The organism is Pseudomonas sp. FW305-3-2-15-C-LB1, from assembly GCF_058787615.1.
The window spans coordinates 78968-89721 of sequence record NZ_JBYSZX010000016.1 but is presented as its reverse complement, the minus strand read 5'-3'; the positions used below and the strand labels follow the sequence as shown (position 1 = coordinate 89721).

Genomic DNA, 10754 nt, shown 5'->3' with positions numbered 1-10754 from the left:
GCGTGATGACAGGACCGGTGTTGTTGCTTGTCTGCCTGCTGTTGATCGGCCTGTCGTTCTGGCAGTTTCAGCATGGCCTGCGCAAAGCCCAGACGGACCGCGTGCTGGAGCGCCTGGGTGACGGCCAGCCGCAGGCACAGGAAACGAACACCAAGTGGACCGCTCTTGAGCGCATGTTCCAGCGCGCCGGGCTGGGCAAACCCACTGACCGCCTGGGCCTTTGGCTGAGCGCCTGGGTGATCGGCGCGCTGTTCGGCTGGCTGCTGGCCGGCGGTCTGGGGCTGATCGCGATGGTCGTGGCGCCGCCCCTGGTACTGCGCTTGTACATCAGCTGGCGTTATCAACGGCGCGTGCAGCGCATGGTCGAGCAACTGCCGCAGTTGCTCGACCACAGTGTACGCAGCCTCAAGTCCGGCAGAACCCTGGCAGATGCGGTACTTGGAGGCGTCGAAGGCGTTGAAGACCCACTCAAGGACGCCATGGCCCGCGTGCAACGCAATGTGCGCATGGGGGTCAGCCTGCCGGACTCGGTGAGCGACTTTGCCGAGTTCTACGAGCAGGACGAATTCCGCCTGTTCGCCCTCGGCCTGAAGGTCAACCACCGCTACGGCGGCAACGCCAGCGAACTGCTGGAAAACCTGATCAAGATGATTCGCGAGCGCGAACAAGGTGCCCGGCAGCTCAAGGCCATGACCGGTGAAACGCGCATGACCGCCTATGTGCTGGGCGGACTGCCCATCCTGATCGTCGGCTACTTCATGATCGTCAACCCTGGCTACTTGATGACCATGTGGAACGACGACACCGGGCGCATCATGCTGTTCGCCGCGCTGGGGATGGACCTGACGGGTACCTTCGTCATGTGGCGCATGTTGAGGAGTGTCTGAGATGGTGCTGCTGGCCTGCGCCCTGTTGTTGCTATCCGCCGCGGTACTGGTGGGAGGCCAGGTGCTTGAACACCGCCGGCGCGATCGACGGGTCGCCGAGCGCTTGCAAGGGCGGACGGCCAGCGACCACAAACTCGGTAGCTTCATGCGTCAACTGGGGGGAAGCGCCCTGGCCCAGCGCTCGGTCAGCCTGGACAACGAGACTCAGGTTCTCCTCAACCGGGTCGGTTGGCGCAAGGCCAGCCAGCGCTCGCTGTTCGCCGCCTTCCAGGTCGGTACGCCGATTGTGCTGCTGGGCCTGACCCTGCTCGGCCAGCAGCTATTGTTTGCGCACGCGGCCCCCGCATGGATTGCGCCGATGTTTGCCGTGGGCATCGGCTACCTGCTGCCCAAACGCGTGCTCGCCGCTGCGGCCAAGTATCGCCAGCAGACCATCGCCAAGGAAATTTCAACCTTCATTCCACTGCTGCGCATCCTGTTCGAATCCGGCATGGCGATTGAACAGTCGCTGCGGGTGGTGGGCAACGAAGCCCAACGCCTGCTCCCCGCGTTGACGCATGAACTACGCCTGATCCTGGCACGGGTCGATTCGGGGCTGGAGCTGGGCGAGGAACTGGGCAAGACCGCACGCCTGCTGGAGGTGGATGAGTTCACCGACACCTGCATCATCCTCCAGCAATTGATCCAGCAGGGCGGCGGCGCGATGAAGTCCCTGCTGGCCCTCAAGCAACTGCTCGACGACCGACGCCTGACCCGTTTGCAGGAATACATCTCGAAGATGTCGGCAAAAATGTCGGTGGTGATGATGGTGTTTCTGTTCCCCGCTTTGTTGATCGTGCTCGGCGGCCCGGCCTTTATCGGCATCGCCCGCGCGTTGAGCCACTTTTGAGGAGACCTTGATGAAAGCATTGATTGCCGGCCTGACGCTGTTGATGCTCGGCGGCTGCGCCACCAACGGCCAATCGCCCTGGGCGGCGCTGACCTCACCGGGCAGTTGCACCAAGCCGAGCGCGGACCAGGAGCTGGCGCTGAACCTGTCCGACGACCTGGCCAACGAAGGCAAGCTGCACGCCAGCCTGGCCAACCTGCAAAACCTGCCCGAGTCCCTGCCCCAGGTGCGCCAGCGCAAGGCCCGCACTTATCGCCTGCTCGGGCGCAGCGAAGCCGAGCCGCTATACCGCAGCCTGCTCGGCACCTGCATGACGGCCGAAGGCGAGCACGGCCTCGGGCAGTTGGCGGCCGCCAGCGGCGACAACGGCCTGGCCATGACCCACTTGCAACGGGCTGCGCAGCTGGCCCCCACTGACGAAAAGATCCGCAATGACTTGGGCGTGGTCTACCTCAACCAATTACGGGTGGAAGACGCCCGCTTTGAATTCATGACCGCCATCGAACTCAAGCAAGGCGACCCGCTGGCCGCCGTCAACCTGGTCACACTGTTGATCTACCAGAACGACTGGGGGCAAGCGGCCAAGGTCGTCAGCCAGTTGGGCCTGAGCCGCGAGCAGTTCACCGAGGCCCAGGCCCGCGCGGAGAAACTCAAGGCCACCGGCGTGGCGGCACGCAAAGTCGCGGCAGTCAGCCAGGCCCTGCCGGTGACCCTGAAGTAAGGAGAGCGAGATGACAGCACATTACTTAATCGCACTGGCGCTGCTACCGCTGAGCGCACTGGCCATCGAGCCGGGCCCGTCGTCCCCCTATCAGGCGGAGACGGAAAACTGGATGGCCTTGCAGGTCGATGGGCGCGCAGCTTCCGCCACGCCGCAACGAACCACGCCCGCAGAACGGGAACAGGCCATGCAGCGTTGGCTGGACAGCAACAAGCATCCGATTCCGGAGTTCTTCGAGTCGCAATCCGGCGGGTCTTCCAAGGGTGGGAAGAGTCAGTAACCGTCAGTGCGCCGTCACCCGTTGCCGCGGCGCCGAGATAGTCGGCGACAGGGCCAGTGCCAGCTGGGTACGGTTATGCATATGGGTGAGGCGCAGCACCTGGGACACGTACAGCTTGACGGTGTTCTCGGTGATCCCCAGTTCACAGGCGATCTGGTAGTTGGTCTGGCCCTTGCCCACCAGGCGCGCAACATCGAGCTGGCGCGGCGACAGCTGGTTGAAGATGGTCGGGATTTCGATCGGCCCGGCATCATCGACGACCGGCTCGCCCTCATCCGCCAAGCCGGCGCCAGGGCTGCGCCGCACTTTGTCGAGGTCATGGTACAAATCGTTGATGGATTCGGAAAGGTATTGCAGCTTCTGGTTCAGGTGCCCCAGGTGCAGCTCTTTTTGCCGCTCCTCCAGCGCCGCTTCCTGGCGTTGCAGGCCTTCGAGCAACTCATCGAGGTTGATCGGCTTCTGGTAGTAATCCGAGATCCCCGCGCGCAGGGCCTTGATCACGTCCTGTTTGTCGGCACGCCCGGTGAGCATGATGGCCTCGAACGCGCGCTGCTTGCCCGCGACCTTCTGCATGGCCTGCACCAGCTCGATGCCATCCATGTCCGGCATATGCAGGTCGCACAGCACCAGGCCGATCTCGGGGTCTTCACTGAAGCGCTGCAAGGCGTGTCGACTGGACTCACATGGGGCGCAGCGGTAGCCGCTGCCTTCAAGAAATTCGCAGAGCTCTTCCACGATCAACGGCTGATCGTCGACCACGAGCACTTTTACTGCCGAGGTAAGCTTGTTCACGCGCTACTCCATGCCTGGCAAGCAAATGGGCGACCCATCCATTTGGACAAAAAACAACTTACGGATACTTCATAAACGTAGACGTACTTTTCGACTATGTACATAGCGGTAGAGCGGTTGTTCGACTAATGGATCCAAAGCCAGTACAGCACAAATCCTGTCAGGACAAAGGGGGCAAATGGCTGTTTGGTCGACACCTGCGCATCTGCCCTCCCCCGACGCGCCCCAAGCCTTTGACTCACAAGCACCCAGCACGCCTGAAAGAGCGCCGCACCGATCAACGACCACAGCAAACAGTCCAGCGTACTGGCCAGGGCCAGGGCAGCCAGCAGCTTCACATCTCCCGCACCAAAGCGGTCCAGCGCATACCCGGGCAAGGTCAACAACAGGGCCAGGGCAAACGCCCAACCGCCCTCGCTGGCGGGCGCTCCGAGCCAGGTCGTGCCCGTCCACAGCAAGAAGATCAGTGCCAACAGCGCTGCCGTCAGGGTCAAGCCATTGGCGATCTGCCGCTGGCGGATATCCTGCCACGCACAGAGGACCAGCCAGAGCAGTATCACCACGCCGTGGATCACGTAAAAAACATCCCTTTTCGCTGATTGATTCTATGCTGATATCAAGTAGTAGCCGTCAGGGTAGACGCAGTCATGAAAACAGGCCTGCCTGGAAAGCAAAAAGGTGCGGCGGCGATTGAGTTCGCCCTGGTCTTCACGATCTTTTTTGCCGTGTTCTACGGGTTGATCAGCTATAGCCTGCCGTTGCTGTTGATGCAGTCGTTCAACCAGGCGGCGGCGGAGGCCGTGCGCCAGGCCCTGTCGGTGGACCCGATAGCCGCCGGCACCGCTTACGGCACGCAGGTGACCGACCGTGCCAAAACCACTGTGATAGAGCAGTTGAAATGGATCCCGAGCAGTTTCCAGTTCTCCCCCAGTTACATCAGCAGTTCCTATAACGGCGCCACGACCACGCTGACCGTGGCAATCAACTACCCGACTACCAACCTCTATTCCGTGTTCCCGGCGCTGGTGCTGCCGGGGATCGGCACCGTCCCGAGCCTGCCGGCCAACCTGTCCGCCAGTTCGAGTCTGCAGTTTTGACGTCGGGGGACAAACTCTTCGGCCGCCTGCTCGGCCGCGTCAGCGCGCCGCCCCTCGATATGCCGGGCATGCCCATGCCAGGCCTGCAGGTGCAATTGGATGCTCAAGGCCACGTGCTGGGTATCCGCGGCACCCTGCGCTCACAGCTGGCGACCCACGCCATCGGCGAACGTCGGCCGCCACTGCGTGAGCTGCTGTGCGCCGACAGTGCCCTGGATATCGAAGGCAGCCCTGCCGACTGGCAACACCAGAACCTGGACCTGGACTTCCAGGGCGCAACCGGCCAGGTGCTGCACACTCGCGGCTGGATCGAACCCGACGGTGATGAATGGAGTCTGCGCCTGCAGGACGTGGGTGATTTACTGGCCGGCCGGCAACTGGCCCAGCACCGCGAACAGAACCATCAACTCGCCTGCCAGATGAGCGAGCAGTTGCGGGTGTGCAGCCTGACCCGCCTGCCCGAGGTGTTCAACGAGCACCTGCGCAGCCTGGCCCAGCGCTGGCACATCCCCTGCGTTGCCCTGGCCCTGCTCGATGACGAAGACCGGGGTTGGCGGATCTACAGCCAGTACGCCGCCCACGACGCCCCCGCCTTGTGGCAGGCCGGCCAACACCTGGGCATCAGCCTGGACAGCGTCAATGGCAACGTACCGTTGAGCCTGGCCCGGGAGCGCAGCGATAACCCGCGTCTGCACAGTATATTCGGCGATGCCGACGGTTTTCTGGTGCCTTACCGTGACAGTCAGGGCGTCGCCGCCTGGTTGCTCTGTGGCCCATACAACGGCCAGCAGCACACCAACGACCGCGACTGGCTGAATCTCACCGCCGCCCTCGCCGCCCCCCTGCTGAGCCGGCTGCGCGAGCAGCGCTATCACCAGCAGCTCGACCGCATGGAGGCGTTGCAGGGCCTGCTCGGCACCGGCTGGTGGGAGCTGCTGCCGGCCACCCACGAAATCCAGCTGGCCCCGCAGTTGCTGCACAGCCTCAGCCTGGAAGACGGTCCGACCCTACAACCTTTGAGCCAATGGCTGGAATTGATTCACCCCGCCGATCGCCAGGCCCTCGACAGCCGTCTGCACGACCTGCTGGCCCTGGGCAAACCCTTGCTGACCAGCGTGCGCCTGCAACGCACCGACGCCGAGCACCACCCGCTCTGGTATCGCGTGCAGGGCCAGGTGCTTGGCGTGGGTGACAGCCGCCGCTGGATCGGTTTCATGCTCGACATCAGCGACATCAAGAACCAGCAACTGCAAGCCGCCGCCGCCCATGCACGCCTGGACAACCTGATCGCCAGCTCACCGGCCGTGATCTATGTGCAGCGCTATGTCGACGGCGCCCTGCATCCGGCTTTTTTCAGCGACAGCCTGCTACCGCTGCTGGGCTGGACCTTGGCCGAGTGCAACCACGACAGCCTGGCGTCCTTGATCCACCCCGAAGACCGCGACCGGTACTTCGAGCGCAGCCGCCAGTTGCTGCGCGAAGGCAGCGTACGCAGTCGCTACCGCCTGCGCGACAAACAGGGCCACTACCACTGGCTGCTGGACGAGGCCAAGTTGCTGCGCGATGACTTGGGCCTGCCGGTGGAAGCTGTCGGCCTGTGGCTGGATGTCACCGAGGCGACCCTGGCCGCCGAACAGATCAAGCAGAGCGAAGAACGCTATCGCATCCTGGTCGAAGACTCCCCGGCAATGATCTGCCGCTATCGCCCCGACCTGACCCTGACCTTCGGCAACACACCGCTGGCCAATTACCTGGAATGCCCGCCCGCAGAGCTGCCAGGGCTGAACCTGGGCCACTGGATGTCGCAGGAACAGCGCCAGGCGTTTGTGCAGCGTATCGGCCAATTGAGCGCGGAATTCCCGGTCAGCACCGCCGAAATCAGCCTTGAACTGCCGGGGCGCGAACACGCCTGGTGGGTCTGGTCGGACCGTGGCGTGTTCGATGAACAGGGCTCGCTGGTGGAGGTGCAGGCGGTGGGCCGTGACAACACCGAAGTGCGCCGCTCCCAGCAGCAACTGACGCAAAGCGCCAAGATGGCCACCCTGGGCGAAATGGCCACCGGTCTGGCCCATGAAATCAACCAGCCGCTGAACGTGATGCGCATGGCCATCGTCAATGTGCTCAAGCGCCTGGGCAACGGCGATGCGCAGATCGACTACCTCACCGAAAAACTCCAACGCATCGACACCCAGGTGCAGCGCGCCACGCGGGTGGTGGACCATATGCGGGTGTTCGGCCGCCGCTCGGAAATCGAACAGCAACCCTTCGACCCGTCACAGGCCGTGGAAGGCACGCTGTCACTGCTCGGCGAGGGCCTGCGCGGCAAGGGCGTTGAGCTGCGGATCACCCCGGCGGACGTCCAGGTCCAGGTCAAAGGCTATGTCGATCAGCTTGAACAGGTGTTGATCAACCTGATGGTCAATGCCCGTGACGCGCTGTTGAGCAAACGGGGAAAACACCCCGAATTTCGTCCCTGGATCGCAGTGCATTGCGAACAGGACAGCCGCCATGTGCGGATCTGGGTGGAAGACAACGGCGGCGGGATTGACCCACGGTTGCTGGAGCGGATTTTCGAGCCGTTCTTTACCACCAAGCCGATCGGCGTGGGCACGGGGCTCGGGTTGTCGGTGAGCTACGGCATTGTGGAAAACATGGGCGGACGCTTGAGCGTCGCCAATGGCGAGCACGGCGCGAAGTTTTGTGTGGAGCTGCCGATCAGCTAGATCACCAGATAGGCGCGGCCCATGTGGCAACTGAGGTTGGCGCCGACTTCGGCGTTGCCGAGGTTGACGCCCAGCGCTGCGAGCAACGTATTGACGATAGGGTCGAGGATCGGCGCCAGGACGTTCTGGACCAGGCTGACCACCGAGCTGACGATGGTCGCCAGTGCACCGGTGACTGTACTGTTCGGCGTAGCGGGCGTGCTCCCCGTAGGTGGGACATAGGTGACCTGCAGGCCGTTCAAGGTAGCGCCCAGGCTGTTAACGATATTGGCGGTGCCGGGTGGGCTTTTGTAGATCGTCGCCGCATTGACGTCATTCACCGGCGAAAACAACACCGTATTGGTTTGCGCCCCCACGGTGGACAACGCCCTCAGGTTCAAGCCACCGCCAACGCCGGCCGTGCGAGGCCCGCACACCAGGGTCAGCAGGCAAAAGCGTTGGCCAAAGTCGATCAGCCGCACCGGCTGCACATTGACAGGCGCAGACGATGAAAACGCCGACACCGGATCAACATAGCCGACGCCCAGGGTGGCGAGTGACGTGGTGGCCTGCACCGTCAACGACTTGGTGGCCGGTGTGGCGCAACTGAAGTCTGTCACGTGGCTCTCCGCGCTGGCCGCCTCGATATAGATGGATAAAGTCGTGGTGATATCCACATCAGCCACATTGCACCCGACTATGCACACGACACCGGCCACCACATCGAGCAGGTTCAGGTTCAGCAAACCGCCGACCACCTTCGACACAGGCGTCGCCAGCCCGGTCAGTATCGATGAAACCCCCGAGACCACCTTGATGATCGGCGCATCGATGGTGATCAAAGTGCGTACCTGGGCAGTTTGTACAAAAATCTGGTCCGTCGGCGGATTATTCAAAAGCCCAGCCTTGGCCTTGGCCGGATTGCCAAACGCAGACAGTTGCGGCGGCTCGATGACTTTGGTCTGGACCGAGACGGTGCCAACCAGAGGAATATTCACCTGCGCTGCCGCACCGACCGCACTTTTGCTACTGGATAGCTGCGCCACGGTCTCCAGCAACTGAAACAGCTGCACACTGGTATTCAAGGCAGCCGCTGGTGTACCGGTAGCGACCTTCAACAGATCGCCCACCTTCAAAAGCTGGGTATTCGGGGCAATGGCTTTCACTGAAATGACATCGTTGATCACCGCCGTGGCGACCGCGCCGTTTTTTTGCAGAACCTTCACCGCTGCGTCGAGCAACTGGCTGGCGGATACGGCGGTGCTCAGCAACGCGTCGTAGTCCCCCGCCTTGACGTTCAATTGAACCGCCAACTGGTCCAGGTAACCGAGCAGGTTCACGTTCGTCGTCAGCAAGCCATTCCAGCCCGCAGCGGTCAGGGACAGGCTGCCGCCCAGCAGATTGCCGATGACCATGTTCAATAGCGGGGAGTTGCCGGAGTTCACTGAGGCCAGGCTGCTGCGAATCGTCAGTTGCGCCACCGGCGGTGCATAGGCGGCCACGGCGGTGGCACTCAGCGTCATCTGGGTGGAGACCGGCGCACCACTGAACATGCCCCACAGCCCACTGGCGATGCTGGTGATTACGCTGCGCGTGGCGACCACGCGCACGGCATCGCTTTTGGTGGCGTCGGCAGTGAATACACGGACATTGCCGGCATTGGTGGTCAAGGTGCCGCAGGTGACGGCCAGGCCACGGCTGCTGTCGCCAGCGACCACGCTGAAACCGTTGCGTGTGGCGTTCTGCACGGCGTAGTCATTGGCGGTGGTGGCGGGTGTGCACAGGCCGCCACGGCTGGCGGCTTCCAGCGCGGCGCTGTCGGCGACGGACTGCAGCTTGCGCTTTTCCAGATAGAGACGGCCGCTGTCTACCGCCAGCAGCATGAAGACCATGGCCAGGGCCAGGGTAGCTGCCGCCATCAGGCCAATCGCACCACGCTGCCTGTAACCAAGTCGGGGAGACATCAGGCACTCCTTAGCGCTTACTCTCCGTAGATGGTTTTGAGTGTAGACAAGGGCTGGCCCGTTGCCATAAATCGGTTTGAGGGGGGGGGTTGAGGGGGCTGCTTCGCAGCCCAACGCAGGGCAAGCCTGCTCGCCACAGCAAGCCTGCTCGCCACGGCAAGCCTGCTCTCCACAGCAAGCCCGCCTGCCACAGCGAGCCTGCGCCCGCAGAGGTTAGTGAGGGGGGTAGCTGGAGAGGACGCGGGTGACGGTGGTGCGGATGGCTTTGTCACGGTCCTGAGGGTTGGGCGAGGTGGCCATCATCTGTTCGTCGCTGCCGCGCCAGACCAGTTTGCCGTCCTTGCCATCGAGCAGGTCGATCTGGATGGTCGCCACTTTGTAGGTGATGTTCCGCGTTTCGTTGTACATCGGCGCGCCCCAATAGCCATTCCACGGGCCGCCCCAGGCGCCGCCGTAGTTGGTGGTGACCTGCTGCTGGCGGTCTTCGACGATCAGGTAGGCCTGCACGTTCAGGTCAGCCCTGGTGCCCGGCGCCGCAGGGCGCAGGCCGCGCTGGTCGAGTTGTTCACCCACGGCCTGGCGGATGCGTTGTTCAGTGAGGTCGCTCTTGATGCGCGGGTCATCCGGGCGGTATTGCAGGGCCGGGTCTTTCCAGGCCCAACTTCGGTAGGCACCGAAGTCCCGGCTGGCGTCAAAGTCGTGGTTGACCTGGCTGGTCTGGCAACCGCCTAGCAGCACAACAAAAGCGAGCGTAGCGATACGACGAAACATGGTTGTTCTCCAAAGAGCGACCCGCGCCAAAGATGAGAATAGCGGTTAACTGGGAGGATACGCCGTCATTGCCTTCTGCACCGCCTGGCGCAAGGCATCCGCCCGTTCACTGAGGCTTCCCTGGCTGCCCGTCTCTGCGCTGGCGCTCCACACCGGCTGACCGGTGCGGGCATCGAACAGGTTGACGCGCACCACCACGACCTGGACTTCATAAGTGCGCACGATCGGCACCGAGTTGTACATGCCATAACCGTTGCCGTAGCGGTTATAGCCGCCATAACCGTAGCCGTAGTCATCCTGGACTTGCTTGAGACGCTTCTCCAGGCGCACGTCGGCGCTGACGAAAAGGTCCGCCGGGCGGTTGTCATGCAAGGGACGCAGGCCGCGCTGGTCGAGGGCGCCGCTGACCGCTTCGGCGATCTGCGCCGAATCGGCCCAGGCAGTGCCCGCCGGCAGCTGGCCGTTGCGCCAGGCCCAATTGCGGTAGGCGCCGTAATCACGCACTGGCGCCGGGTAGGCACTGGTATCAAAGGTGTGGGCGGCCTGGGGCGGTGCCGGTGGGATCGGCGCCGACGCGGCAACATAAGGGTTGGGGCTTGAGCAGGCGCCCAACCCCAGGGACAACAGGATCAAACAGAGACGACGCATTTC

At 63.1% G+C, this 10754-nt stretch carries 11 protein-coding genes; 6 read left to right on the top strand and 5 right to left on the bottom strand.

The annotated features are described in order from the left end of the window. The first annotated feature begins 5 nt into the window (after positions 1–5). The 4 genes from AC3WP7_RS24725 to AC3WP7_RS24710 are packed head-to-tail and all read left to right on the top strand — an operon-like array spanning position 6 to position 2777. Positions 6–887, top strand: coding sequence for a type II secretion system F family protein (locus AC3WP7_RS24725; RefSeq protein WP_092250002.1), 882 nt, complete (start codon positions 6–8; stop codon positions 885–887). 1 nt (position 888) lies between these two features. Then, on the top strand, positions 889–1776 hold the full coding sequence (locus AC3WP7_RS24720) for a type II secretion system F family protein (protein WP_092249999.1): 888 nt from the start codon (positions 889–891) through the stop codon (positions 1774–1776). A gap of 10 nt (positions 1777–1786) precedes the next feature. Beyond that, on the top strand, positions 1787–2497 hold the full coding sequence (locus tag AC3WP7_RS24715; RefSeq protein ID WP_092249996.1) for a tetratricopeptide repeat protein: 711 nt from the start codon (positions 1787–1789) through the stop codon (positions 2495–2497). A gap of 10 nt (positions 2498–2507) precedes the next feature. After that, positions 2508–2777 (top strand): DUF3613 domain-containing protein, encoded by a 270-nt coding sequence (locus AC3WP7_RS24710; protein WP_092249993.1) that lies wholly within the window; start codon positions 2508–2510, stop codon positions 2775–2777. Between the two features lie 3 nt (positions 2778–2780). Here AC3WP7_RS24710 and AC3WP7_RS24705 read toward each other — a convergent pair whose 3' ends face one another. Beyond that, on the bottom strand, positions 2781–3569 hold the full coding sequence (locus tag AC3WP7_RS24705) for a response regulator transcription factor (protein ID WP_102593068.1): 789 nt from the start codon (positions 3567–3569) through the stop codon (positions 2781–2783). Between the two features lie 125 nt (positions 3570–3694). Continuing rightward, complete coding sequence (locus tag AC3WP7_RS24700) at positions 3695–4144, bottom strand: prepilin peptidase (protein WP_093128505.1); 450 nt, start codon at positions 4142–4144, stop codon at positions 3695–3697. Positions 4145–4216: 72 nt separating this feature from the next. Here AC3WP7_RS24700 and AC3WP7_RS24695 point away from each other — a divergent pair, with 72 nt between their 5' ends. Then, positions 4217–4666, top strand: coding sequence for a TadE/TadG family type IV pilus assembly protein (locus tag AC3WP7_RS24695; protein ID WP_092249984.1), 450 nt, complete (start codon positions 4217–4219; stop codon positions 4664–4666). Beyond that, the gene (locus AC3WP7_RS24690) at positions 4663–7389 is read left to right on the top strand and encodes a PAS domain-containing protein (protein WP_102593067.1); all 2727 of its coding nucleotides are present in this window, start codon (positions 4663–4665) and stop codon (positions 7387–7389) included. Before AC3WP7_RS24695 ends, AC3WP7_RS24690 begins: the two co-directional genes overlap by 4 nt. On the opposite strand, the gene AC3WP7_RS24685 is transcribed toward AC3WP7_RS24690, so the two are convergent. From AC3WP7_RS24685 to AC3WP7_RS24675, 3 genes are all read right to left on the bottom strand, one after another. Continuing rightward, a complete protein-coding gene (locus AC3WP7_RS24685; RefSeq protein ID WP_102593066.1) occupies positions 7386–9332 on the bottom strand; it encodes a pilus assembly protein TadG-related protein in 1947 nt (648 codons plus the stop codon). The genes AC3WP7_RS24690 and AC3WP7_RS24685 overlap by 4 nt on opposite strands. Positions 9333–9545: 213 nt before the next feature. Next, a complete protein-coding gene (locus AC3WP7_RS24680) occupies positions 9546–10103 on the bottom strand; it encodes a DUF4136 domain-containing protein (protein WP_071493017.1) in 558 nt (185 codons plus the stop codon). Between the two features lie 45 nt (positions 10104–10148). Next, positions 10149–10751 (bottom strand): DUF4136 domain-containing protein, encoded by a 603-nt coding sequence (locus AC3WP7_RS24675; RefSeq protein ID WP_093128495.1) that lies wholly within the window; start codon positions 10749–10751, stop codon positions 10149–10151. Positions 10752–10754: the final 3 nt, after the last annotated feature.